This is a genomic window from Paenibacillus sp. JSM ZJ436, assembly GCF_044383795.1.
GTDB classification, from domain to species: domain Bacteria; phylum Bacillota; class Bacilli; order Paenibacillales; family Paenibacillaceae; genus Paenibacillus_AQ; species Paenibacillus_AQ algicola.
The window spans coordinates 161,908-185,037 of record NZ_JBISEO010000005.1; the positions used below are offsets into that span (position 1 = coordinate 161,908).

General features: G+C 54.0%; 24 protein-coding genes and 1 pseudogene. 11 read left to right on the forward strand and 14 right to left on the reverse strand.

All coding sequences use genetic code 11. The features are described 5' to 3' along the window. Nucleotides 1-403 precede the first annotated feature (403 nt). The 3 genes from ACH6EH_RS08840 to gdhA all read left to right on the forward strand — a co-directional run bounded on the left by ACH6EH_RS08840 (nucleotide 404) and on the right by gdhA (nucleotide 2,791). Complete coding sequence (locus ACH6EH_RS08840) at nucleotides 404-715, forward strand: antibiotic biosynthesis monooxygenase (RefSeq protein ID WP_138227366.1); 312 nt, start codon at nucleotides 404-406, stop codon at nucleotides 713-715. Between the two features lie 370 nt (nucleotides 716-1,085). Beyond that, nucleotides 1,086-1,217 (forward strand): DUF4023 family protein, encoded by a 132-nt coding sequence (locus tag ACH6EH_RS08845; protein WP_397332022.1) that lies wholly within the window; start codon nucleotides 1,086-1,088, stop codon nucleotides 1,215-1,217. Nucleotides 1,218-1,420: 203 nt separating this feature from the next. Then, nucleotides 1,421-2,791: an NADP-specific glutamate dehydrogenase gene (gene gdhA, locus ACH6EH_RS08850; protein ID WP_138227368.1), complete on the forward strand. Its 1,371-nt coding sequence runs from the start codon at nucleotides 1,421-1,423 to the stop codon at nucleotides 2,789-2,791. A 165-nt stretch (nucleotides 2,792-2,956) separates the two neighbouring features. Here gdhA and cysK read toward each other — a convergent pair whose 3' ends face one another. The 4 genes from cysK to ACH6EH_RS08870 all read right to left on the reverse strand — a co-directional run bounded on the left by cysK (nucleotide 2,957) and on the right by ACH6EH_RS08870 (nucleotide 6,627). Next, entirely contained in the window at nucleotides 2,957-3,871 is a 915-nt protein-coding gene (gene cysK, locus ACH6EH_RS08855; protein ID WP_397332135.1) for a cysteine synthase A, read from the reverse strand. A 102-nt stretch (nucleotides 3,872-3,973) separates the two neighbouring features. Next, on the reverse strand, nucleotides 3,974-4,741 hold the full coding sequence (locus ACH6EH_RS08860; RefSeq protein ID WP_397332023.1) for an ABC transporter ATP-binding protein: 768 nt from the start codon (nucleotides 4,739-4,741) through the stop codon (nucleotides 3,974-3,976). Next, the gene (locus ACH6EH_RS08865; protein WP_138227369.1) at nucleotides 4,716-5,534 is read right to left on the reverse strand and encodes an ABC transporter permease; all 819 of its coding nucleotides are present in this window, start codon (nucleotides 5,532-5,534) and stop codon (nucleotides 4,716-4,718) included. Before ACH6EH_RS08865 ends, ACH6EH_RS08860 begins: the two co-directional genes overlap by 26 nt. Before the next feature lie 46 nt (nucleotides 5,535-5,580). Beyond that, the gene (locus ACH6EH_RS08870; protein ID WP_208203802.1) at nucleotides 5,581-6,627 is read right to left on the reverse strand and encodes an ABC transporter substrate-binding protein; all 1,047 of its coding nucleotides are present in this window, start codon (nucleotides 6,625-6,627) and stop codon (nucleotides 5,581-5,583) included. A 238-nt stretch (nucleotides 6,628-6,865) separates the two neighbouring features. Here ACH6EH_RS08870 and ACH6EH_RS08875 point away from each other — a divergent pair, with 238 nt between their 5' ends. Next, nucleotides 6,866-7,720: a lipoate--protein ligase family protein gene (locus ACH6EH_RS08875; protein ID WP_138227371.1), complete on the forward strand. Its 855-nt coding sequence runs from the start codon at nucleotides 6,866-6,868 to the stop codon at nucleotides 7,718-7,720. A gap of 79 nt (nucleotides 7,721-7,799) precedes the next feature. Here the strand turns inward: ACH6EH_RS08875 and ACH6EH_RS08880 are convergent, their stop codons facing one another. From ACH6EH_RS08880 to ACH6EH_RS08895, 4 genes are all read right to left on the reverse strand, one after another. Further along, nucleotides 7,800-8,537, reverse strand: a complete 738-nt coding sequence (locus ACH6EH_RS08880; protein WP_397332024.1) for a ThuA domain-containing protein — start codon at nucleotides 8,535-8,537, stop codon at nucleotides 7,800-7,802. A 331-nt stretch (nucleotides 8,538-8,868) separates the two neighbouring features. Then, entirely contained in the window at nucleotides 8,869-9,087 is a 219-nt protein-coding gene (locus tag ACH6EH_RS08885; RefSeq protein WP_138227373.1) for a DUF378 domain-containing protein, read from the reverse strand. Between the two features lie 103 nt (nucleotides 9,088-9,190). Beyond that, entirely contained in the window at nucleotides 9,191-9,931 is a 741-nt protein-coding gene (locus ACH6EH_RS08890; RefSeq protein ID WP_397332026.1) for an HNH endonuclease, read from the reverse strand. Between the two features lie 106 nt (nucleotides 9,932-10,037). Further along, nucleotides 10,038-10,922, reverse strand: a complete 885-nt coding sequence (locus ACH6EH_RS08895) for a LysR family transcriptional regulator (RefSeq protein ID WP_397332028.1) — start codon at nucleotides 10,920-10,922, stop codon at nucleotides 10,038-10,040. A gap of 203 nt (nucleotides 10,923-11,125) precedes the next feature. Here ACH6EH_RS08895 and ACH6EH_RS08900 point away from each other — a divergent pair, with 203 nt between their 5' ends. Next, nucleotides 11,126-12,133, forward strand: a complete 1,008-nt coding sequence (locus ACH6EH_RS08900; protein WP_397332029.1) for a YeiH family protein — start codon at nucleotides 11,126-11,128, stop codon at nucleotides 12,131-12,133. A 69-nt stretch (nucleotides 12,134-12,202) separates the two neighbouring features. Here the strand turns inward: ACH6EH_RS08900 and ACH6EH_RS08905 are convergent, their stop codons facing one another. Together ACH6EH_RS08905 and ACH6EH_RS08910 are read right to left on the reverse strand one after the other, a co-directional pair. Beyond that, nucleotides 12,203-14,290: a putative bifunctional diguanylate cyclase/phosphodiesterase gene (locus ACH6EH_RS08905; RefSeq protein ID WP_397332030.1), complete on the reverse strand. Its 2,088-nt coding sequence runs from the start codon at nucleotides 14,288-14,290 to the stop codon at nucleotides 12,203-12,205. 159 nt (nucleotides 14,291-14,449) lie between these two features. Next, a complete protein-coding gene (locus tag ACH6EH_RS08910) occupies nucleotides 14,450-15,154 on the reverse strand; it encodes a Na-translocating system protein MpsC family protein (protein WP_208203791.1) in 705 nt (234 codons plus the stop codon). A gap of 614 nt (nucleotides 15,155-15,768) precedes the next feature. Between ACH6EH_RS08910 and ACH6EH_RS08915 the strand changes: the two genes are divergently transcribed. The 3 genes from ACH6EH_RS08915 to ACH6EH_RS08925 all read left to right on the forward strand — a co-directional run bounded on the left by ACH6EH_RS08915 (nucleotide 15,769) and on the right by ACH6EH_RS08925 (nucleotide 18,264). Then, the gene (locus ACH6EH_RS08915; RefSeq protein WP_397332136.1) at nucleotides 15,769-17,241 is read left to right on the forward strand and encodes an alpha-amylase; all 1,473 of its coding nucleotides are present in this window, start codon (nucleotides 15,769-15,771) and stop codon (nucleotides 17,239-17,241) included. Nucleotides 17,242-17,365: 124 nt separating this feature from the next. Further along, nucleotides 17,366-17,545, forward strand: a complete 180-nt coding sequence (locus ACH6EH_RS08920) for a CsbD family protein (RefSeq protein ID WP_208203790.1) — start codon at nucleotides 17,366-17,368, stop codon at nucleotides 17,543-17,545. Between the two features lie 242 nt (nucleotides 17,546-17,787). Continuing rightward, nucleotides 17,788-18,264: a glutathione peroxidase gene (locus ACH6EH_RS08925; protein WP_397332031.1), complete on the forward strand. Its 477-nt coding sequence runs from the start codon at nucleotides 17,788-17,790 to the stop codon at nucleotides 18,262-18,264. Between the two features lie 53 nt (nucleotides 18,265-18,317). Here ACH6EH_RS08925 and ACH6EH_RS08930 read toward each other — a convergent pair whose 3' ends face one another. After that, entirely contained in the window at nucleotides 18,318-19,046 is a 729-nt protein-coding gene (locus tag ACH6EH_RS08930; RefSeq protein ID WP_208203789.1) for an HAD family hydrolase, read from the reverse strand. A gap of 143 nt (nucleotides 19,047-19,189) precedes the next feature. Next, nucleotides 19,190-19,351, reverse strand: a complete 162-nt coding sequence (locus ACH6EH_RS08935) for a hypothetical protein (RefSeq protein ID WP_175415370.1) — start codon at nucleotides 19,349-19,351, stop codon at nucleotides 19,190-19,192. Between the two features lie 95 nt (nucleotides 19,352-19,446). On the opposite strand from ACH6EH_RS08935, the gene ACH6EH_RS08940 reads away from it, so the two are divergent. The 3 genes and pseudogenes from ACH6EH_RS08940 (at nucleotide 19,447) to ACH6EH_RS08950 (ending at nucleotide 21,734) form a co-directional block, all read left to right on the forward strand. Beyond that, nucleotides 19,447-20,034 (forward strand): hypothetical protein, encoded by a 588-nt coding sequence (locus ACH6EH_RS08940; protein ID WP_397332032.1) that lies wholly within the window; start codon nucleotides 19,447-19,449, stop codon nucleotides 20,032-20,034. Nucleotides 20,035-20,215: 181 nt separating this feature from the next. Next, nucleotides 20,216-20,756 (forward strand): annotated as a pseudogene (locus ACH6EH_RS08945) (IS1634 family transposase); the annotation flags it as partial. An 87-nt stretch (nucleotides 20,757-20,843) separates the two neighbouring features. Continuing rightward, a complete protein-coding gene (locus tag ACH6EH_RS08950; RefSeq protein WP_397332034.1) occupies nucleotides 20,844-21,734 on the forward strand; it encodes a class I SAM-dependent methyltransferase in 891 nt (296 codons plus the stop codon). A gap of 23 nt (nucleotides 21,735-21,757) precedes the next feature. On the opposite strand, the gene ACH6EH_RS08955 is transcribed toward ACH6EH_RS08950, so the two are convergent. Beyond that, nucleotides 21,758-22,216: a threonine/serine exporter family protein gene (locus ACH6EH_RS08955; RefSeq protein ID WP_138227383.1), complete on the reverse strand. Its 459-nt coding sequence runs from the start codon at nucleotides 22,214-22,216 to the stop codon at nucleotides 21,758-21,760. A 62-nt stretch (nucleotides 22,217-22,278) separates the two neighbouring features. After that, nucleotides 22,279-23,037: a threonine/serine exporter family protein gene (locus ACH6EH_RS08960; RefSeq protein WP_397332035.1), complete on the reverse strand. Its 759-nt coding sequence runs from the start codon at nucleotides 23,035-23,037 to the stop codon at nucleotides 22,279-22,281. Between the last annotated feature and the right edge of the window lie 93 nt (nucleotides 23,038-23,130).

Sequence of the window (23,130 nt, forward strand, 5' to 3'; positions counted from 1 at the left end):
TTTAGTGTGCGCTCGGGCCAAGGCCGTGACAACGCTTCAACCATGTATTTACCCTATTATTGCATATTTCCCTGCTCAAATAAAAAAAGAGCCCGCAAGGACGCAGGCTGCGTAGGGCGCAAGACCGCGGACCGGGCGCCGGGCGGCGGGTTCGGTTTTTCGCGTTCGTTTGGCTCGGGGACGGGCGGCGGCCGCATCGAGTTCGGTTTTTCGCATTCATTTGGCGCGGGGACGGACGGCGGTCGCATCGAGTTCGGTTTTTCGCATTCATTTGGCGCGGGGACGGCGGCTTGCTGCTAACCCTGCCCGGATGAAATGAGCTCAAGATTTGCAGTATAATAAACGTGGACCAGGATTTTAGGCGAAATAGGCTGTAAAAAGCATAAACCGAGGAGGAATGCACATGCTAGTGGTTACGAACACGATCAAGGTTACGCCGGGCTACGGCAAGGAGCTGTCGCAGCGGTTTGCCCAGAACAAGGGCGTTCAGGATATGCCGGGCTTTATCCGTCTCGAGGTATGGCATGAGGCGAAGGAAGGCCAGGATTATGAAGAGCTGAAGGTGTGCACGGTCTGGGAGAATGAGGACGCCTTTAAAGGCTGGACCTCCAGCGAGTCCTTCCGACAGGCGCATCGCGGCGGGGGCAGCGAGCATATGCTGGGCGCGTCCTTGAATAAATACGAGCTGCTGGTCAGCCATCCTCCGGTTCAATAACGAAGGGCATTACCGAACCTGATATGTCAGAGATTATGCATAAAAATCCTGCCTGGCTCATACCATGGCGGGCTTTTTTGCGTGATTAAACAGGTTTTTTATATTTTGCAGCAATCCATCAGGAATTCACCCGAACAGACATCATTTCAGCTCAAAAAGCGCATAGAATCAAGGATTTCTCGGATTTCAGAGTGTCCCCATCAGACTTTTTTGGGAATTCGATAGGAAACTTTTATGAGCTGTGTAAACTTCATGTTAAGTATAAACAATGAATGCATCTGCCTATACATTATCCCTCACCTGGACATGCTATGTCAGAAGGATGCCCCTCCTTGCGGCAATTCTCCTTCAGAAGGAGCGTGAGACTTCCATGGAAAGCACCCGTCAGTTCGTAAACAAGATGAATGAAAACGCCGAGAAAGCCCGTCATAACAAGGAAAACAATGGCAAGGGTACTCCTTCCGCCAAGCTCCCGACCAAGCAGCATGGCAACAATCCTTAAAGCATTTCGCGAATATGAAGACGGCTCGTTCAACGAGCCGTCTTGCTTGCATTATATGACATACAGTTTGTATTTTACACCATATGCATATATGTGTTTTAGTGCAAACAATAATCTAAAATATATAAATTACAGCTTGCATCAGTCCCTTATTTTCGTAAAATACAACGTAATACATAAATATGAGTGAGGTGGACGTGTACATGAATTTGACATCCGAGATTACACAGGATGCGGTCTCTTATGTAACATCCGTATTTGAAACCGTACAGCAGCGCAATCCGAATGAGCCAGAATTTCATCAAGCCGTAAAAGAAATCGTGGACTCGCTCGTTCCCGTTTTCTCAAGACATCCTAAATACCAGGAGGCAGGTATTCTGGAACGTCTCGTAGAGCCGGAGCGTGTCATTTCTTTCCGTGTTCCATGGGTTGACGATCAGGGCAAGGTGCATGTGAACCGCGGCTTCCGGGTACAATTCAACAGTGCAATCGGTCCTTATAAAGGCGGTCTTCGTTTTCATCCTTCCGTGAACGCCAGCATTATCAAGTTCCTCGGCTTCGAGCAGATTCTGAAAAACTCCCTGACCGGCCTGCCGATCGGCGGCGGTAAAGGCGGCTCGGATTTTGATCCGAAGGGCAAATCGGACAATGAAATTATGCGTTTTTGCCAAAGCTTTATGACTGAGCTTTACAAATATATCGGTCCGGACAGTGACGTTCCGGCTGGCGATATCGGTGTAGGCGCACGTGAGATCGGTTTCATGTTCGGGCAGTACAAGCGCATCCGCGGCGGTAATGAGGCTGGCGTACTGACGGGTAAAGGCTTGAACTATGGCGGCAGTCTGGGCCGTCCGGAAGCTACCGGATACGGCTGCGTCTATTTTGTGGAGGAAATGCTGAAATCCAAGGGTACCAGCTTCCAGGGCAAGACCGTTGTCGTGTCCGGCTCCGGCAACGTATCCACGTTTGCGATCCAGAAAGCCCAGCAGCTTGGCGCTAAAGTCGTAGCCTGCAGTGATTCCGGCGGCTACATTTACGATCCGGAGGGCATCTGCCTGGATACGCTTCGCCAAATTAAGGAAGTGGAGCGCAAGCGGATCAGCGAGTACGTTCAGCACCGTCCGTCTGCGGTATATTCCGAAGGCTGGCAGGGAATCTGGAACCTGCCTTGTGAAATCGCATTGCCATGCGCAACCCAGAACGAGATCAACGAAGCGGCAGCCGCAGCTCTGATTGCGAATGGCGTCATCGCGATCGGTGAAGGTGCCAACATGCCTTCCACCCTGGGCGCCATCGACTTGTTCCTGAGCAATAACGTACTGTTTGGACCTGCCAAGGCTGCCAATGCCGGCGGCGTGGCTGTATCTGCTCTGGAAATGTCCCAGAACTCCATGAGACTGTCCTGGACTTTTGAAGAGGTGGACGGCAAGCTGCATGAGATCATGAAGAACATCTATAACAGCAGCGTGAAGGCAGCTCAAGAGTACGACTGCCCGGGCAACCTTGTCGTCGGCGCAAATATTGCCGGCTTCCTGAAGGTCGCAGATGCCATGCTCGCTCAAGGCGTCGTATAATTCCATTCCATATCTCTACATTATCCTTCATTCATGCCGGAGTGCTGCACGCACTCCCATGACCATAGAGAGGCCCCGGAAAGATCCAGCGATCTTCCCCGGGGCCTCTTCTTGTTATAGCTATACAAGAAAGGAATCCTGCAGCCTGCCTCGCTGCGTCTCTTCCTAAAAAATATCCATGCTCAAATACCGTTCACCGGTATCCGGCGCAATGCAGACGACTCTTTTCCCCGGACCAAGCTTTCGGGCTACACGCAAGGCCGCAAACACGGAGGCACCTGAAGAGGGTCCGACCAGGATGCCTTCTTTACGGGCCAGATCTCTTACCGTCTGCAGCGCGTCCTCGTCGGCAATCTGAATAATTTCATCATATACATGGGTATTCAATATGGCCGGGACGAACCCCGGGCTCGTTCCCACCAGCTTGTGCGGCCCTGGCTCTCCGCCCGACAGCACGGGCGAGCCCTGCGGCTCCACGACCGCAATATGCAGATCCGGCAGATGCCGGCGCAGCTCCTCTCCTGTGCCCGTGACCGTACCGCCTGTACCGGCTGTGGCGACAAAGGCGTCCAGCCGCCCTTCCATCTGCTGCAGGATCTCTGGTGCTGTCGTGACGCGGTGAACATCCGGATTGGCGCGGTTCTCGAACTGCTGGGGAATGAAGGACCCCGGAATCTGTTTCTTTAGCTCCTGGGCCTTTGCAATGGCACCCGGCATCCGCTGGCTGCTCGGGGTCAGCACGACCTCCGCTCCGTAAGCCTTCAAAATGTTAATCCGCTCTTTGGACATATTATCCGGCATGATCAGAATCGCCCGATAGCCTTTTGCTGCAGCAATCATTGCCAGGCCGATCCCTGTATTGCCGCTGGTCGGCTCGATAATAGTGCCGCCCGGCGTGAGCCAGCCCTGCTCCTCTGCTGTCTGAATGAGGTTGGACGCCGCTCTGTCCTTGACACTTCCTGACGGATTGAACATCTCCAGCTTCACATATACCTCGGCGCTATCTTCAGGCAGCATGCGTCCCAGGCGTACCATGGGCGTGCCGCCGATCATTTCGGCTACGTTATTATATACCTTCACAGCCTTCAGCTCCTTATCATTGATGATCATGAACAAAAAGAAGGACGGAAGCTTCATCAGCTCCGCCTCTCTATCATATCATTCTTATCGGATCAGTCCACATTAATGATGGGCCAGATCCAGATGCTTCATTACGCGCTCCCGTACCGCAACAAAGTCTGCACCGTTCCGGTTACGCGGGCGGGGCATCGACAGCTTGATCTGCTCTACAATCCGGCCGGGACGCGGGCTCATCACATAGACCGTGTCCGCCAGGTAGATCGCCTCGTCGATATCGTGGGTGATGAGCAGCACCGTTTTGCCGGTGCCTTCCCAGAGGGTGAGCAGTTCATTTTGCATGGAAATTTTCGTAATGGCATCCAGCGCTCCGAACGGCTCGTCCAGCAGCAGCACCTCCGGGTCCGTAACCAGTGCCCGGGCGATGGCCGCCCGCTGCCGCATGCCGCCGGATAGCTGATGAGGATAGTACTTCTGGAAGCCGGTCAATCCGACCTTGGCAAGCACCTCATCCACGCGCTGGCTGCGCTCCTTCTTCCGCATTCCTGCAAGCTCCAGGCCAAAGGCCACGTTGTCCGCAACCGTCCGCCACGGATATAAGGCATGCTCCTGAAAAATAAGCATTCGGCTGGGCTCCGGCTTCTCAATGTCTGCCCCGTTCGCCGTAACGGCTCCGCTGCCCGGAGACTCCAGCCCGGCAATCATCCGCAGCACCGTGCTCTTTCCGCATCCGGAGGGTCCGACAATGGCTGCGAACTCCCCTTTTGCGATGCTAAAGTCCACCTGCTCCAGCACACGGAGTGAGCCAAAGGATTTGGATACATTCTTAATATCTATATTCTGCAGCTTAATCCTCTCCTCCCGGTTTGACATAACGGTAACGAAGCAGCCGCTTCTTGAGGCCCTCCAGCAGTACGAGATCCAGCACCGCTGCGATGGAGCCGATAATAATGATGCTCATCAGTACACCTTCCATGTCCGCCACCTCACCGCGCCACTTGGAGTAGAAGCCGAGGCCCGCCATGGCGCCTCCCACCATCTCTGCCGCGATCAGCGAGCGCCACGCGTTGCCGAAGGCTACCTGAGCGCCGGTTACGAATGCCGGAAGCGATTCCGGCGCAAACACCTTGGATAGCAGCTGGCCCCGGCTCGCGCCCATGACCCGCGCCAGCTCCAGATGCGTCCGGTTGACCCCCTCTGTCGCGTTCAGTACGGACAAAGCCATGGGGAAGAAGCTCGCAATAATAATGACGGTAATAATCGTCTTGCTGCCGAAGCCGAGCAGGATGACGAAGAACGGCACCCAGGTGATCGGCGGAATCGCCTGTAAAATGGAAATCAGGCTGCGGAGATATACAGCAAAGCCCCGGGACACCCCGCCGATCAAGCCCAGCAGCGCTCCGAACAGACAGGCCAGCGGATACCCCCATAGTAAGCGGAACAGGCTGTCTCCAATATGACCCATAAATTCCGGGTCTTGAATACTGTCAAATAAACGGACAAAGACATCCGGCACATCCGGCAGCAGAAACGACGGCAGGAATAGGGCCGTAATCTGCCAAATCGCCAAAAGGCTTCCGACTGCAAGCAGATACGGAAGCACTTTACGCCAGAAGGAGCCGGATGCAGTACGGCTGCGAGTTGTTTTACGCGGGGCAGGTATCATCCGAAGCTCTCCTTTTTCATTATGATCATATCACTGCTGTTAATGCTTACTGCTTCTGCTGCTCATTCTGCCAGCTCAGATCAATCAATTCTTCTACATTTACATCTGTTTCCAGCACGCCTTGCTCTTTCATCATATCGGAAATTTCCTGCATACGTGTAATCTGGTCAGGGGTAATATCCCAGTTGAACACCTGCGTCTCGATCGCCTGCTTGATCACATCCACGGATTCTACCGTTCCGCCGTGATGGGAATCCATCGTGTCGCCTTCCACAAAATGCTTCATAATAAGGCCTGCGGATTTCACCGGCTCCTCCTGCAGCATTTCGATCGCTTCCTTCTGGGCATCCAGCAGCTTGTTTACAGCGTCACGGTTGTTGTCCAGGTTCTCGTCGGTCGTGATGACGACCATACAAGGAAACGGCCACACTTTGCCGATCTCATAAATTTGCTTCGCGCCCATCGTATGGGAGGCGATGCTGTCGTAAGGCTCAAACACAAACGCCGCATCCACAGCACCCGAGGACAGAGACTGGATCGCCTGTGCAGGATCTACGTAAACCATTTGCAAATCCTGGCTCGTCAGGCCCGCTTCCTTCAGCACCACACCGTTCAGTACAATATCAGCCGTGCTGCCCTGACCCTGGGAGGCCAGCTTCTTGCCCTTCAGGTCCTCAATCTTGGCAATGCTGCTGTCTTCCTTCACCAATACGCTGTGAAAGCCCAGCTGAGCTCCGCCTACCACCTTTACGCCGGCTCCCTTCGACGCCCAGGAAACCGCGTTCGTAAAGCCCAGCACGCCGGCATCCACCTGCTTGCCTACCATCGCCTTGATCAGATCCGTTCCACTCTTGAACTTCTGCATGGTGACATTCAGCCCATGCTTCTCGTACAGCTTCGCTTCATAAGCGAGCATCGCCTGTGCATCATCCATAACATTTAAATATCCGACGACAAAATCAGTCTTTCCCTCTCCTGCACCGCTGGCTTCACCACTCTTGGCGTCATTCCCGCAGGCAGTCATTGCCAATAATGCCACTAGCAGCAGACCTATGGTCAGCCCTTTCAATCTCCGGGCATGGGTTCTCATCATAACTTCCTCCTCTAATATAATCCCTAGAAACACACTAGGATTATAAGGATTTTACTCACTTCTTGTCAATCCTATATTTTTTATCCCCCCGCACAGCGCTTTCATCGCCGTTACAAGAATTTATGTAGAAAAGACCATATCACCGCGCAATGGCTCTATGCTATGCTGAACCTATATACCCGGCGCTGCAAGCCTGGCCGCAGCATCCGGTGCCATTCCAGAAGAAGGAGGCTGTACCATGTCGGATTTGAATGTTTTGCAGGAGGAGGCGGGTCCGATTCTGCTCCTGGATCGAAGCGGTGACCTGCAGCGAAGAGATGTCCTGAACGCCTTTGCGCTGGATGAGCTGCTGTGCAGACAGACGGGGGCCGGAGGGCCGGCTATCTGCCATATCTGGAGGCATCCCGGCGCTCTCGTCATGGGCGTTCGCGACAGCCGGCTTCCCGGTGCCGCGGCTGCATCCCGAAGCATCCGGAAGCTCGGCTATGACGTTGCTGTCCGGCACTCCGGCGGTGCAGCCGTACCGCTGGATCCCGGCGTTGTCAATGTCTCACTGATCGTTCCTTTGAGCAGCGGCCCGGGGCAGGGCGACTTCCAGCCGGCCTTCCACCGGATGGCCGGGCTCATCGAGCAGGCACTCCGCGGAACCGGCCGCCAGGTCAGGGCAGGCGAAATTGCCGGCGCCTTCTGCCCCGGCGCTTTTGACCTCAGCATCTCCGGGCAGAAGTTCTGCGGCATCGCCCAGCGCCGCCAGAGCAAAGCGCTGATCGTGCAGGCGTTCATTATTGCGGAAGGGTCGGGAGGAAATCGGGCCGACCTTGTGCGCGCCTTCTATGAGGAAGCCGCCGGCGACACGCCGCCAGAGCTTTATCCCAAGGTCACGAGAGAATCCACGGCCAGCCTGCAGGAGCTCACCTCACTTGGTGCCCTGGCGGTGCCTGAGCTAATCCGGCTCCTGAAGGAGACGGTGCGTATGCAGCAGCAGTCCTTCAGCCCCGAGGCCATGGACGCCGCAGCAGCCGCCCTGCGCCTGCCGCGGGAGGAAGAGGTCGCGGCCATGACCCAGACGCTGCGGCAGCGGTATACCTCTTAATACCGAACCAAGACACGCTTCAAAAACCCTGCAAGGCGCATAGGCACGCCCTGCAGGGTTTTTGAGGTAACCGCTTGTTTTAGAGACTGGCCTGATGCTCCCGGTCACGCTCCACCCGGCCATACGTGACCTCAGCGCCTTCTGTCGGGGCCGCCCAATATACGGCGTTCTGGATCACCTGCATCACTTCCGGCTGATGATAGGTCGGAAAGGTTTCGTGTCCGGGACGGAAATAGAAGATTTTGCCCGTGCCTCTCCGGTAGCAGCAGCCGCTGCGAAACACCTCGCCGCCCTCAAACCAGGAGATGAACACCAGCTCATCCGGTGCCGGAATTTCAAATCGCTCGCCGTACATCTCTTCCTTCTCAATCTCGATGAAATCACTCAAGCCGTTCGCGATGGGATGACCCGGCTCTACCACCCAGAGCTTCTCCCGCTCACCGTCATCCCGCCACTTCAGAGACGGGGTATTCGTCCCCAGCAGCTCCGTGAAGATCTTCGCGCCGTGGCCAGAGTGAAGCACGATCAGCCCCATTCCGTCCAGTACGCGCTGCTGTACTTTTTCAACGACATCATCCTGTACCTCGTCATGCGCCTTATGGCCCCACCAGATCAGCACATCCGTGTTGTCCAGCACCTCCTCGCTCAGACCATGCTGCGGCTCATCCAGCACCGCGGTCCGTACCTTCAGTCTGCTGTCCTTGCGAAGATAGCCGGCAATGGCTTCATGAAGCCCATTCGGATAAATGCTGTGTACCTGCGGATTCTGCTTCTCATGCCGATATTCATTCCATACTGTCACCTGAATGTCATTCATGCTTGAGCTCTCCCTTCCGTTGCATCCAAAGCTACCTATTATAAATAAAGCTCCCGCCCTAGAACCAATGCTTCCCTCGTGCTCCAAAACCTGATGTTACCCATTACCCAAATCCCTGCTCCAAGACGCTGCAATCCCGAGACGTTGTGACCTGTATGCTGTATGTTAGCTCAGTTAAAAGCGTTCCCTTTATGTAATCTAACACATTATAGATAAGCTGATCGGATCCTATGATTGCATCTTTCTTCCTATAAAAACATCAAAAAACAAGCCGTCCCGGCTTTCACCGTTACGGCTTGCTCCTGTGCATATTCTGCAGCTATATTACAGCCTAGCGCGCATCTGCACGGCGGTCGTCAGCTACATCTCCAAAAAATTTAATGGAGTACAGCGCACACAGGCCGACAATAGTATAGATGACGCGGGCACCGGCGGACTCCTGGCCTCCGAAGATTGAAGCGACCAGATCATACTGGAACAGGCCGACAAGCAGCCAGTTAATCCCGCCGATAATGAGCAGAAGCAGCGCAATAGTGTTCATGGTTTTCACGTTGGTTTCCTCCTCGTCTGGAGTTTGATGGATGCGTAATTCATAGCAAGCTGACCACGATGAGCATGCTAACAACAATTTTCCCTAATCTCTTCGCTTTTAGTCACATGCCGTGAAATTGACTGCCTGAAGGCTTCTCCCCATCCTCCAGCGGCTTGCTTCTGATGAAATCCTCCAGATGCTGATCTGCCTTGGATTGATTGCAATCCATACAAGCGCAGACACAATTCACCGGTGTCGTATGCCCGCCCTTTGCCCGGGGCAGGAGGTGATCAATCGTGTTTCCATAGTTTCCGCAAAAATAACACTGATATGCATCGCGCTCCAAAATATATTTGCGAAAGCCCTTGTTCGTATATAAGCGGCGGATGGTATTCCGGTTGACGACGACCGCTGCGCTTTCATTCACCAGGATTTCCGCGAGCTGCGGATCAATATCCTGCTGCCAGCGGCGGTTCTTGTCGGTGCGGCCCCGCATCCGTATAAAGCCGGCCCGGGTCGGCACCAGGCGCGCAGCATCATACGGGTCCGGCTGCCCCGGCACCCGGGGAGGCCTTGGCGGTGCAGCCGGACGCCCCTTCGCCGTGGTCTTTGCGGCGGCAGGCACATTCAAGGCGGTGTCCCGGCGGGCGGCTGAATGGCGGCGCCTTTTCGCTTGATTGCCCCCGGATCCTCCACTGTGCCTGCTCTTGCTGCTGGATTCAGCTGCTGACTGTACAGCGGCATCGCTGGCCAGCAGTACCTGCTCCGCAGCTACAGCCCGCGCTTTGGCCCGCTTGCGGGCGGCTCTTCGTTTTTGCGTCCGTGTCAGCTTGTTTCCTGGCATATGGATATTATTCATCATGAAGCCGGACAAAAGACCGGCAGAATTCACCCCAAACTTGTTATGGTGACAAGTATTACCCAAATCCATCCTTTTCACAAACGTTAATTCGCCGGCCTGCGAACTTCTATCCCTGAAGAGGGGATTTCAGCATATCGAGAAATACATCAACGGCTTTGGTGCGGTAAGGTGTATGGTGCAGAATCCAGGAAAAAGGCCTGACCACCGCTTCTCCACGCAGCGGCACCAGCAGCAGCGAGCCCAGCTGCAGCTCCTTCTGCACCGCCCAGCGGGAGAGCAGTGAAATGCCGAGGCCCGCCTCGACGGACTCCTTGATCAGCTGCGTGCTCCCAAACTCCAGTGTGTACGGCGGCCTCTGACCGCGCCCCTCAAACATCCGCTCGGCTGCGCGCCGGGTGCCCGAGCCGCTCTCCCGCAAGATCCAAGTCTCCTGCAGCAGCTCTTGCAGCTCAAGGTCTCGTATTCCCTGAAACCTCGGTTCATTGGGAACGACAAGCTGCAGCTCATCCTGGGCAAAGGGACTCACCAGCAGCTTGGCATGCTCGTACTCGCCCTCGACAATGCCGATATCAATTTCATAGTTAAGAACCATCTCGCCAATGACATCGGTATTGCCAATATGAATGCTGGGACGGACGAGCGGATATTGCTGCTTCAGCCGGGCCAGCAGGCGCGGCAGGACATATTCGCCAAATGTATAGCTGGCACCGATCGCCAGCTCGCCCCCGGCCCGGTTCATAACGTCATCCACCAGGGACTGCATGGCCGTATACGTGCCCAGAATGGATTTGGCGTGATGGTAGACAATATCTCCTGCATGAGTAGGCCGTACATATTTATTACTCCGCTCCAGCAACTTGGCTCCCAGCGACTGCTCCAGGGAGCGGATATACTGGCTGACCGCAGGCTGCGTCATGCTGAGCTCCTCTGCGGCCCGGGTAAAATTCTTCTTCTCAATGACGGTAACCAATACCTCCAGCGCTTGATCCATCCCGGGCCAGCCCCTTTACATTGTTCTGATATTTCTACTATAAGCGTTTACTTATCGTGATGATCATAACAATTTATTTTTCTTATCTCAAGTCTGGGGCTACCATGGAACTACGGCATCATTTTTTACTGACTGGAGGCTTATTGCTTATGATTCCTAAGATCTCTTCCTCTTCTGACCCAAAATCAAATATCCACCGTCTAATGAAGCTCTCTCGCCTGCCTGCCCGCAGGCAGATGTTATCCATCAGCGCCGGTGTTCTGTTCACAGCCGCATTGGCTTTATGCGGTCAGCTGCTGTCATGGATTCCGGCGCTCCAGCTGCTGGGACCTCTAACCTGGGGTATCCTGCTTGCCGCCCTGTACCGGCAGTTGCTGGGGTATCCCGAAAGCCTGCGGCCCGGCATTCAGTTTACTTCCAAGAATCTTCTCCGGCTTGCCATTATGCTCTGCGGGCTGAAGCTGAACATGGGCACGCTATTCAGTGAGGGGCCCGGGATGCTGCTCCGAGGCGCTGCCGTCGTCCTCCTGGGCATTACATTAACCTGGTATGCGGCCAAATGGCTGAAGGCAGAGAGCTCCCTATCTCTTCTGCTAGGCATCGGCACCGGTGTCTGCGGTGCTGCGGCCATTGCCGCAGCCGCACCAATCCTGAATGCCAAGGAGGAGGACACCGCTCTGGGAGCAGGCATGATCGCATTCGTTGGCACGCTGTTTGCTGTCGTATATACACTTGTACAGCCCTTGCTGCCGCTGGATAGCCTGGGATACGGCATCTGGGCCGGGCTCAGCCTGCATGAGCTAGCTCAGGTCGCCTTGGCGTCAGCACCGGCAGGGGAGGAGGCCTTGACGGCCGGCCTGATGGCCAAGCTGGGCCGGGTGTTTCTGCTGCTGCCGCTGTGCTTTGTACTCCTGGCCTGGATGCGGAGAGAAGGCGGGAATGAAACCGCGAAGCGGCCGGCCTTCCCCTGGTTTCTGCTGGGGTTTGCCGCCTTTAGCCTGGCTGGAAGCCTGGCCCCTTCAGGCCAGCCGCTCATCCCGGAGGCTGTGAAGGATTTCGCGGGGGCTGCGGCCTCCTTCCTGCTCGCGATGGCCATGGCCGGCTTCGGCCTGCAGATCCATCTGCGCAGTCTGACCCGGGCCTGGCGCCCGCTGGCTGCCATGCTGCTCTCCTCCGTACTGCTCTCGATCATCACCTTCTGGATGGTCTGAGCCCCTGCCATCTGCTCTTGACATCAAAAGCCCTGCCGGCACACGCCGCCGGCAGGGCATAATCTGCTCTTAAGCCTGCGGCAGGGCCGCCGCCGCTTCGAGGCCCGCGACCCCCACTCCGGCAGCGGCTAGGCGTCCTGCCGCTCCCCCTCCATGCAGCCACTTATCCATGGAATCTGCGTCCATAGGGACACCAAAATAAAATCCCTGCATCTGATAACAGCCTGTGGTCATGAGAAACTCGGCCTGCTCCTTCGTCTCTACGCCCTCTGCGATAATGCCCAGGTTCAGATTGCCCGCGATCGCCACCATGTTGCGGATGATGGCCTGCTTAAAGAACAGGCTGCTCTGCTGAATAAAGGAGCGGTCGATCTTTAAGGTGTGGAACGGAATGTCCCCGATTCGTCCCAGCGAGGAATAGCCGGTGCCGAAATCGTCCATGGAGATGCGGACCCCGCGGCTCTGCAGCCGTCCAAGCTGCTCGATGCTCTGCTCCAGGTTGCTCATCGCAACCGACTCCTTAATCTCCAGCTCCAGAGCTGAGGCCGGCAGCCCGGAGTCCTGCAGGGCACGGTCAATCATGCTGACCATCAGGAAGCTGTCCAGCACATGGCTCGAAATGTTCACGGAGACAGGAACTGCGGCCAGGCCGGCCTTCTGCCAGGCAGCATTCTGAAGGCATACCTCATTCAGCATCCAGGCCGTAATGGTCAGGATCACGCCGTTCTCTTCTGCAATCGGGATGAATTCGCCAGGTGAAATCGAACCCAGCTCCGGGTGCTCCCAGCGCAGGAGCGCTTCCATGCCGGCTAACCGGTCATATCGCGCATCCCATTTCGGCTGATATACAATCCTCAGCTCGGAGCGGTGTAGCGCCAGCTGTAAATCCCGTTCCAGCCTCAGCCGGCGCGCCTGCTCCTGTGCCATCTGATCGTCGAAGAAGCTGTACCGATCCTTGCCGGTCTTCTTGACGTGATACATGGCGGTATCTGCCGCCCGCAGCAGAACATTGCGTTCCTGGCCATGCTCGGGAGCCATACTGATGCCAATGCTGCCGGACACCATCAGCTTGTAACCCTCCACCAGAACCGGTTTATGTATAGTAGAGATGAAACGATCCGCCAGTTGGCCCGCCTGCTCGCGGTTCGCCTGTGGTACCAGTGCCACAAATTCATCCCCGCCCAGTCGATAGACGAGCGCCTGCTGGCCTGCCGCTTCTCTGAAGCGGTCTGCAATCACCTGCAGGAGCATATCACCAACGTCATGGCCGTATAAATCATTGACCGACTTGAAGCGGTCAAGATCGATGAACAGCACGGCTCCTCTCCAGTGCCTGTCGAGGCTGCTCTCTGTATAGCGCATCATGCCATTGCGGTTCGGCAAGGCAGTCAGTGAATCGTGATACGCCATTTTCTCGAGCAGATGACGTTCATAGAACAGCGCCCCCATCGTGACCATAAGAATAACGGTAGCTGCCGCCGAGATCAGAATAAGCAAAAAGGTAATATAGCCGGAATCTGTCAGGACAGCCGGCCCCTGATAAGGCGTGAACTGCACTGCAGCCATCCCCGTATAATGCATTCCGGATACTCCGGCCCCCATAAGCAGGGCGCTGTTGACCTTCCAGTAGCTGAAGCGGATAGAGTAGCGGAATTTGCGAAACAGCATCAGCGCAGTAAAGGATGCAGCGAAAGCGATCAGGACCGAAATTCCCGTAAGCAGGGGATCAAAGGTCATCTGGGCATCCATTCTCATGGCGGCCATGCCGATGAAATGCATCATCAACACGGCCAGTGCCATGCTGACGCCCCCAATCCACATGCCCGGCATCCCGGTTCGGCTATGTGTGGCCAAATAAAAGGCTACGAAGGCGCCGATACAGCTGATCACGGCAGACAACAGAGTCAAGGCCGGATCATAAGCCAGCGCCTGAACCGAGTGAAAAGCGAGCATTCCGATAAAATGCATCGACCAGATGCCCAGCCCCATAATCGTGGAGCCGCCGAACAGCCATAACAGCTTTTGAAGCCCGCTCGCCCGGTATACCCTGCTGGCAATATTCAAGCCCAGAAAAGAAGCCCCGATTGAAATCAGAACCGATAAAAGGACAATCCATCCATCGTAATGTTCATGCATCATATTTAGCTCCATCGGCATGTGACTCGCTTTACATATTCAGACATGCCTTCTTCTTTTATACTTCTTGTGACCTAGTATAATGGAACCACACCGGAAAGAAAAGTAAGAAAGCCGCCCGACCTGCAAGGGGCATATACCCGAGAGCAGGCTGGCGGCTGGCAATGCAACCTAACGACATTATAAACTGCGCGGAGAAGTGACCATCACAATGATGCTCTTGTTGAAATCATAATCCCAATCGACGAAAATATCCAGAATTCGGCGATTCAGGATCGGCTCAAACAGACCCTGCTGATACAAATACTGCTTCTCCATATTCCGCTTTACACTCTTTAGCAGCTCCCCGTGCCCCAAACGGATGAACTCCTTCTCAATCGGCACCAAAATGCCCTCACGAATAAATAAGAGCGTGCGATTATTCATTTCAAAAGATTGGAGCTGCTCCGGATTCCGCCGGGCCTGACCGCTGATCAGAATAATTTCCTGCTCCAGCTCGGCTTTTTTGTCAAACTGCTCGTTGAGGTCCACCTCTTCAGTGAAGGTCTCCAGGCAAATGGCGGTGATCATACCGGAATGATGATGCAGAGCCCAGTCGTAATACATTTCCTCAGGCTGGCTCCCGGTCACCTGCGCAATATAGGCACTGACCTCCGGAAGCACCAGCTCCATCAGTCTTTCTCTCGTCTGATAGACGATGTGTGTATGGTCCTGCTGCAGCAGCACTCGTTCGGATGGCGTCAAAAAGTTTCGAAGATAAATAGTAATATACTGCCCGCCCATGGATACAATGACGGATTCCGGTCCTTTTCCAAAGCGTTCTCTCAGGACCTTTCCCGTATAGCTAGCAATAAGCTGCTGTAATTGATGTATAGACTGATTCATGAATGACGACTCGCTCCATAGCACCGGCCCTCTCCCAATAAGACAGGCACCATTCTTGAACGAATGCTCAGACCCCTCCTGACGTATAGCTAAATTTAAGCGGCAGACTCAGGTTATTTGGCTGCATGGCGCAGAGAAAATATTAGAATATATTGGAAATAAAAAATGACCTAACTCTCCCGATCGAAAGTTAGGCCATGAAAGTGACTTTTACCCCATGAGGGATAGATTCACCCATTTACCTGGATATATATTCACTCATTCTCATTCATTCTGGAAGTCATAGCCTTACACAATGAAATGAGAGCTGCCTGCTGCAAGATCGCTGCGATATGGAATCAGCCTTGTTGACCATATCCTTCACACTTAAGCTGAACCCATTATAGCATACACTATCAGTGGAAAAAAGAGTCTATTGTCTGATGCCGCCTCTGGTTAAAAAGGACTTGCGAGCGGCTTTTATACGGGTAAAAAGGGCATGTTAAAACCATCAGCCGAAGATGATGCAGCACGGCCGTTTGGACTCCTCACGTCAATGGGTAATTGGAATTGGACCCAGGCAGGCATGCGGGGTGCCTACATAATGAAGGATCATTCCAGGGGAGATGAAGATGATGCAAAGAAATCATACGATTATGCAGTTTTTTGAGTGGCATGTTGCCGCGGATGGATCTCACTGGAAACGGCTGCAGGAGGCTGCTGCCGAGCTAAAGGAGGCGGGCATCGACACGGTCTGGGTACCACCCGTAACGAAAGCCCAGTCTCCGGAGGACAATGGCTACGGCGTATATGATCTGTACGACCTCGGCGAATTTGACCAAAAGGGCGGGGTCGCTACCAAATACGGCACGAAGGACGAGCTGATCTCGGCCATCGATGCTTGCCGGGAGCAGGGCATCAACGTCTATGTCGATCTGGTCATGAACCATAAGGCCGGGGCTGATGAGAAGGAGCACTTTCAGGTCGTCCAGGTGGACGAGCAGGACCGCAACAAGGAAATCTCCAAGCCTTTCGAAATCGAGGGCTGGACGAAGTTCACCTTCCCGGGGCGCGGTGACACGTATTCCTCCTTCAAGTGGGACTATACCCATTTTAACGGAACCGATTATGACGAGGCGGGCAAGAAGACCGGGATCTTCCGGATTGTCGGCGACCACAAAACGTGGAGCGATCAGGTAGATCATGAATTCGGCAATTACGACTATCTCATGTTCGCCAATATTGACTACAATCACCCGGACGTTCAGAAAGAGATGCTGGCCTGGGGCAAGTGGCTTGCAGAAACGCTGCGCTGCGGAGGCTTCCGCCTGGATGCGATCAAGCATATTAACCATAACTTCATTAAGGAATTTGCATCTGTGATGAAAAAAGAGTTCGGCGAGGACTTCTACATCGTCGGCGAATTCTGGAATCCGGAGCTGGAGGTATGCCGCAATTTCCTGGACACCGTGGATTATAATATCGACCTGTTTGACGTCTCACTTCATTACAAGCTGCAGGCCGCATCAGAGGCAGGAGCGGATTTTGATCTGCGAACTATTTTTGATGATACGCTCGTGCAGTCCCACCCGCTGCATGCCGTAACCTTTGTAGACAATCATGACTCCCAGCCGCAGGAATCGCTGCAGTCCTGGGTCCAGGACTGGTTCAAGCAGAGCGCCTACGCCCTCATCCTGCTGCGCCAGGATGGATACCCGGTCGTCTTCTACGGCGATTATTACGGTATTGGCGGCGAACAGCCGATTCCGGGCAAGAAGGAAGCGATTGATCCGCTGCTGTATGCACGGCAGCACAAGGCATACGGCCAGCAGGATGATTATTTCGACCAGCCCGGGCTGATCGGCTGGGTGCGACGCGGCGTGGAGGATATTCCGCGCTCTGGCTGCGCTGTCGTCATTTCCAATCACGAGGAAGGCAGCAAAGTGATGCAGGTGGGCGCGCATCGGGCGGGAGAGGTCTGGCTCGATCTGACGAACACCCGCCAGGAGCGTATCACAATTGAAGAGGACGGCAACGCGGAATTCCCGGTGAACGGGGGCAGTGTGTCCGTCTGGGCCCTTCCGGAGCAGGACGTTAAGCCGGAATAGGCCCCCTTGCAAGCCTGCAGCCGCCGGAAGAGCGGTCGTGCCTTCGCCTAGCCGTCGTGAAGTTTAGAACCCTCCGCTCCCGGGTAATACTCTGGTATCCTACTTCGTAAAGGAGCTGTTACACATGAGTGATCATAACGGAATAAGCGATAAGGTCAAGAGTGGTGTAAATAAAGCTAAAGGCGAAATCAAGGATCAGATCGGCAATGCGACCGACGACCACTCTCTGCAGGCCGAAGGCAAGAAGGATAAAGCCAAGGGCGAAGCCCAGGAAAAGGTCGGCGAGTTCAAAGACAGACACTAAGCTTTATTTAAAACAGAATCCGGCCGGATCATACAAAAGACACCTTCAACTCCTGCGGGCAGCATGCCTTAAGGGTTGAAGGTGTCTTTTTGATGTAAGCTTGGCACCGTGTTTTATCTATCGATGAGCCTGCCCATCTTGAGCGTAAAGCCGGGAATTTCTCATGGCGCTGTTCCGCGTGATATGATAGAAATGAACGCAAGCGCTGCACTCATATACATTCATTGAAGGAGGATATATGCATGTCCATTTATCAATATGAGGTTAAATCCATTACAGGGGATACCCAGGCTCTGGAGGCCTACAAGGGAAAAGTGCTGCTCATCGTCAACACGGCGACCAAATGCGGCTTCGCTCCACAGTTTGACGGACTGGAGCAGTTACATCAGAACTACAAGGATCAGGGGCTTGCGGTGCTGGGCTTTCCAAGCAGCCAGTTTATGAATCAGGAACTGGAGAAGGACGCTGACATTGCTGAGGCGTGCCGGATTAATCATGGCGTGACCTTCCCGCTCTTCTCGAAGATTGATGTGAACGGGGACAGCGCCCATCCCCTGTATAAATACCTGGCAGGAGAAGCTCCCGGCGCCCTGGGCACCAAGGCGATCAAATGGAACTTCACCAAGTTTCTGGTGGACCGCAATGGCAAGGTCGTCAGCCGCTTTGCCCCTACGGATACGCCGGAGAAGATCAAGAGCCACATCGAGAAGCTGCTCTAGTTCCAGCTTCAGCTTCTAGAATGCCAGGGCCCTGACAGGAGTGAGCCGGACCTTCAGGGAAGCAGCCGGCTCAGAATCCGCTCCACCTCTTCAAAGCTGGATGCGGTATAGTGCGGGAGATGCTGGGATTCCGGCTTGGCGTTCCGGTGATTGAACCAGATCGTCTGCCAGCCGGCTTCCAGGGCACCGACCACATCGTTGCGCCAGGAGTCGCCGACAAAGAGGCTGCTTCCTGGCAGCGTCCCGGTGACCTCATTCACATGCTGAAAGATGCGCGGGTCCGGCTTGTCCCAGCCTACGCCGCCGGAGACGAAGATGGATTCTGGAGGCAGTACCTCGGCCAGCCGCATCGCGGCGACCTTGTTCATCTGGTGCTGCAGCGGCCCGTTCGTGATGACGCCGACCGTATAGCCGGCGTTGACCAGCTGCCGCAGGAGCTCCCTGGCCCCGGCAAACATTTCAATATGATATTGCCGGGCCAGGTAAGCGGCCTGCAGCTCTTCTGCATCGCGCTTTCCGACCGGGATTCCAAAGTGCTCCAGCGTCTTCTGAAAGCGCTCTGTTCGGAGCCGCTTCAGTCCACGGCTGTAATCGGCGGAGCCAGCACCCCCGAGCTCTACAGACAGCTTGTCGCTATAGTAGCGCAGCAAATGATATGCCTCTTCATACGGGAATCCGGCTTCTGGCCGGACAACCTCCCGCACAGCCTCCTGAAAGGGCGTCAAATGGTCATAGAGCGTATCATCTACGTCAAAAAATACAGCTTGGACTGCTTCTGTCATGTTTTCCTCCTAATTCTTATGTGCACTTGTACATAGAAATATGAAACTTTTGTTGGCTCAAGCTCAACGGCATTTAAAGCAGTATACGACGGGAGCGTTCCTCTTCTCGCTTTTTCCGTTTTCTTGAGAGCAGTGATTTTAAACTATCCTTTCTTTTTAAAAAATAGAAAGTAACTTGTTACAATAACCAAGATTCCTAAAGCTGAATAAATGAGTTTAAATCTATCATTCTCAAGTTGAGTCACAAAAAAACCACCCATTGCCATAGCTAGAATCAATAAACCAAATGGCACTCTACGTTTCAAATTAAAACCTCCTTTTGGATTTATTAGGTTGAATTATAACATATTATGGTTTAAGATTTACTTATTCCAAAATTTCTAAAAAAAGGAGGAACGGCATGAGTTATTTTTTCAAGAGAACCATTTCTAGTTTGGTGGCTTTGGTATTGCTAATGAATTTGGTAGGTGTGGCTTCGGCGAGTGCTAACAACGAAGGTGTTATATACCAATTCAGCCAAACCGAATTTGCTGAATTAGAAAAGGCTTTATACCTTATTGAAGCTATTCCTGATGAAGTAATTAAAAAAGGTGCTCAAGCAACTTCAGATTGGCTGAGTGCTTATACAGGTGATAAGTATATTACAGATGGTGATAAATTTTATAACTTGTCTAAAGATGATACTGTAGGAACACTTGGTGTTGTCGGTTGTACTTCTGCAGTAGGACTTGCAATTGCAGAAAATCTTTTCGCATTCGCAAAAATTGCAAAGATTAAAGACGTTATCAAAGCCGGCGGAGGCGTAACAAAATTCATTGGTAACTTGGTCCCAGCTTTCAAAGTTGCTAAGAACGAATGGGGTTACAGCATAAACGAGGCAATTGGTTATGCTGTCAGATTCGCTGCAAAAGACGCGGGTCCTGAATTGATTAGTGCAGCAATTGGTTTTTTTAGTATCGGTGATATCTATTCTGCCTGCTTTGAATGAAGAACCAAACAATAAACGCAAACAATTAAGAAAATTAAAAGAAATAATGGGTTTGTTCCGATGGATCGGGACTCACCCGTTTTTCTTTTCCTAGCTCAACTTTCGTAGATCAAAAATCTGGTCAACGATAGATGTGTCATAGGTTAGTAGCCCGTGAAATACGCAGCTTGACGGACAATAGAATGAGTACCTCACCGGTCTGTACCGCGATCTGCAGGAGAGCAAGCTGCGTGAGTATTGCCTCAAGGATTATAACAAGTATTTTGAAGTGACAGAGATCCCGAAGCGTGGCCCGAATAATTGTCCCACGAGAGGACAAGATGCTTAAGACAGTACAGAATTACGGCTACTTCGCCCTGTTATCCAACGAAGTGAAAGATCTAAGTGAGGCCTTGTCGTTCTACTGCAGTAAGGACATCGTAGAGAAAGCATTCAGAAATCTTAGAGAGCAACTAAATTTCGGTAGAATGCAAGTTTCTTCGGAAATTTCACTCAACGGTAAGCTGTTCGTTGAATTTATTGCTCTTATCTACCTTTCCTACGTCAAGAAACACATGCAAGATGCTGGACTCTTTGATTCATGGACGATGCAGGGATTACTCGATAAATTGGAAACCATAGAGCGGTTTGAAGCGCCTGAACACGGACAAATCCTTGGAGAAGTGTCGCAAAATCAGTCTCATTTGTATCGAGCGCTGGGGGTAGACCCTCCCATGCTATAAATTTCGGGAACTTAGGATGTAATAATATTTTCCTAATAATAAATATATTTGTCTACATTACCATTTATTAAGGGGGATGATGATATTATGACCGACCCTAATCAAGGCCCCAGCGGCGCAGGCTGCACTGGACCGGGCACTACAGGGGACTCCCCTTCTCTTGTTCCCGAAGGCAATGTGATCAGCAACATTGAGCGCTTCTCCGGCTTTCAGAGCCTGTATGACCGACACCGGCCCGAAGCCCCGCCCTTGGTCATCCATCTCCTGACCCGCGATCTGGGCCATACCCCGCGGCTCGTTGTCGATCTTGGCTGTGGGACCGGACTGTCCACCTTCGCCTGGAAGGAGGCTGCACAGCAAGTCATTGGCATTGAGCCAAGCCGAGACATGCGCAGTATTGCCGAGCAGAAGCTGGAGCAGTCCGGAGCCAGTCATCTCTCGTTCCGGCCGGGATATTCCAATCAGACCGGCCTGCCGGCAAGCTCGGCAGACATCGTGACCTGCTCCCAATCCTTTCACTGGATGGACCCCGGCAGCACCCTGGAGGAAGCCGCCCGCATCCTGACAGAGGGCGGCCTCTTCGCTGCCTATGACTGTGACTGGCCGCCACTCCTACATTGGGAGGTGGAGCAGGCTTATGTACAGCTCATCAGGAATGCCGATCAGCTGCTGGACCGTCATGTGGAGAAAGAGGCCCAGGCCCACAAGTGGAGCAAGGAGGGGCATCTGCAGCAGATCCAGGCAAGCGGCCGCTTCCGCTTCGCAAAAGAAGTCGTATTTCACCACCAAGAGCCCTGCACCGCAGAGCGCTACCTCGGCCTTGCCTTGAGTCAGGGCAGCGTACAGGCGGTGCTGCGCCTCGGCCTAACCGACCTGGACGGTGATATTGCCACGTTCCAGGAGCTGATCCAGCGCCATTTTGCCGATAGCGAAGAAAGCGTCCTGCTCAGCTACCGGATGCGGATCGGCGTGAAATAGCTCCAATGAATGGCTGTCCTCCCTTACCTCCCCAGGTAACGGGTCGGCAGCCATTTACGGATCAGCTGGTTCGTAACCTCGGCCAGCACCAGCCCCAGACCGATCGCGCCGGAGATCATGAACGCCTGAGCGCCCAGGGACACCGCCTGGTCATACTGATTCATGGCGACATGCCGGAGCGCATCATACGCGAGCCCTCCGGGCACCAGCGGAATGATCCCGGATACACTGAAGACGATAATCGGCGTCCGGTACACCTTGGCGAAATAGTGACTGATGATCGTCACCCAAAAGGCTGCTACGACCGTAGCCGTGACCGGCAGCACCTCCAGCTCCTGGAGCCAGATGTACAGCATCCACCCGGCCGCCCCGGCCGCCCCGCATTGCAGCAGGGCCCTGCGGGGAGCGTTAAACAAAATGCCGAAGCCGGCGGAGGCGATAAAGCTCGCCAGTACATGCTGCAGTGCGTGATGAATCTCCACGGCGGTCCCTCCTGTAATTGGAAACAGGCGCGACTGTTCCCATCGATATGGTGCTCATTCCTTCATAAAAAAGTAAGCATAAACGCTATCCCCGCCCCGATCGCGAAGGAGGTGATAAATGCCTCCGCGCCTTTGGACAAGCCGGAGATCAGATGGCCTGCCATCAAATCCCGAATGGCGTTCGTAATCATTAGCCCCGGTACGAGAGGCATGACGGAGCTGATCATAATCAGGTCCAGATGCCGGCCCAGACCGGCCCGCACGAGCCAGACCGAGGTCATGCCAATGATCAAGGCCCCCGAGAACTCGGCAAAGAAGCGGACCGGCACCACTTTTTCCATAGATACCGCTGTGATGTAGCCCAGGCCGCCAGCCAGTACGGCGGGGAGCACATCCTCCCAGGTGCCGTTGAACATGAGCAGAAAGCATCCGCTGACCACCGCAGCCATCAGGATCATGAGCCAGGACGGATAATTGGGCTTCTCCCGTTCCGTTTCCTGAAGGGCCCGAAACGCCTCGGTCACGGTCAGCTCACCCAGATGAATGCTCCGGGAGATGGAATTTACACGATCGATGCGGTACAGATTCGTCGTACGGCTCGCGATCCGGATCAGCCGGGTCATATGGCTTGGCTCTTCAATTGAAAAAATAATGCCTGTCGGCGTCATATAGCTATGGCTGTTATCCAAGCCAAAGGCTGCTGCAATGCGAACCATCGTATCCTCCACGCGGTAGGTTTCGGCACCGCTTTCCAGCATGATTTTTCCGGCCAGCAGGCATACCTTCATCACCTCATGCTCCCGCCTTAACAGCTCCTCCACACCCGTGTCCTCCGTTTCCTGATGCTCTTCCCGGCCGCCGGGGGTGTCTTCCCCTGCGGCCTTGGCTTCTTGAATGTAACAGCCGCAGATACC

Excerpts from the sequence above, each read along its gene's own strand:
- ACH6EH_RS08840 (WP_138227366.1), top strand. The coding sequence starts at position 404 with ATGCTAGTGGTTACGAACACGATCAAGGTTACGCCGGGCTACGGCAAG.
- ACH6EH_RS08845 (WP_397332022.1), top strand. The coding sequence starts at position 1,086 with ATGGAAAGCACCCGTCAGTTCGTAAACAAGATGAATGAAAACGCCGAG.
- gdhA (WP_138227368.1), top strand. The coding sequence starts at position 1,421 with ATGAATTTGACATCCGAGATTACACAGGATGCGGTCTCTTATGTAACA.
- ACH6EH_RS08860 (WP_397332023.1), bottom strand. The coding sequence starts at position 4,741 with ATGTCAAACCGGGAGGAGAGGATTAAGCTGCAGAATATAGATATTAAG.
- ACH6EH_RS08865 (WP_138227369.1), bottom strand. The coding sequence starts at position 5,534 with ATGATACCTGCCCCGCGTAAAACAACTCGCAGCCGTACTGCATCCGGC.
- ACH6EH_RS08870 (WP_208203802.1), bottom strand. The coding sequence starts at position 6,627 with ATGATGAGAACCCATGCCCGGAGATTGAAAGGGCTGACCATAGGTCTG.
- ACH6EH_RS08875 (WP_138227371.1), top strand. The coding sequence starts at position 6,866 with ATGTCGGATTTGAATGTTTTGCAGGAGGAGGCGGGTCCGATTCTGCTC.
- ACH6EH_RS08880 (WP_397332024.1), bottom strand. The coding sequence starts at position 8,537 with ATGAATGACATTCAGGTGACAGTATGGAATGAATATCGGCATGAGAAG.
- ACH6EH_RS08890 (WP_397332026.1), bottom strand. The coding sequence starts at position 9,931 with ATGATGAATAATATCCATATGCCAGGAAACAAGCTGACACGGACGCAA.
- ACH6EH_RS08895 (WP_397332028.1), bottom strand. The coding sequence starts at position 10,922 with ATGGATCAAGCGCTGGAGGTATTGGTTACCGTCATTGAGAAGAAGAAT.
- ACH6EH_RS08900 (WP_397332029.1), top strand. The coding sequence starts at position 11,126 with ATGAAGCTCTCTCGCCTGCCTGCCCGCAGGCAGATGTTATCCATCAGC.
- ACH6EH_RS08905 (WP_397332030.1), bottom strand. The coding sequence starts at position 14,290 with ATGCCGATGGAGCTAAATATGATGCATGAACATTACGATGGATGGATT.
- ACH6EH_RS08910 (WP_208203791.1), bottom strand. The coding sequence starts at position 15,154 with ATGAATCAGTCTATACATCAATTACAGCAGCTTATTGCTAGCTATACG.
- ACH6EH_RS08915 (WP_397332136.1), top strand. The coding sequence starts at position 15,769 with ATGCAAAGAAATCATACGATTATGCAGTTTTTTGAGTGGCATGTTGCC.
- ACH6EH_RS08920 (WP_208203790.1), top strand. The coding sequence starts at position 17,366 with ATGAGTGATCATAACGGAATAAGCGATAAGGTCAAGAGTGGTGTAAAT.
- ACH6EH_RS08925 (WP_397332031.1), top strand. The coding sequence starts at position 17,788 with ATGTCCATTTATCAATATGAGGTTAAATCCATTACAGGGGATACCCAG.
- ACH6EH_RS08930 (WP_208203789.1), bottom strand. The coding sequence starts at position 19,046 with ATGACAGAAGCAGTCCAAGCTGTATTTTTTGACGTAGATGATACGCTC.
- ACH6EH_RS08940 (WP_397332032.1), top strand. The coding sequence starts at position 19,447 with ATGAGTTATTTTTTCAAGAGAACCATTTCTAGTTTGGTGGCTTTGGTA.
- ACH6EH_RS08950 (WP_397332034.1), top strand. The coding sequence starts at position 20,844 with ATGACCGACCCTAATCAAGGCCCCAGCGGCGCAGGCTGCACTGGACCG.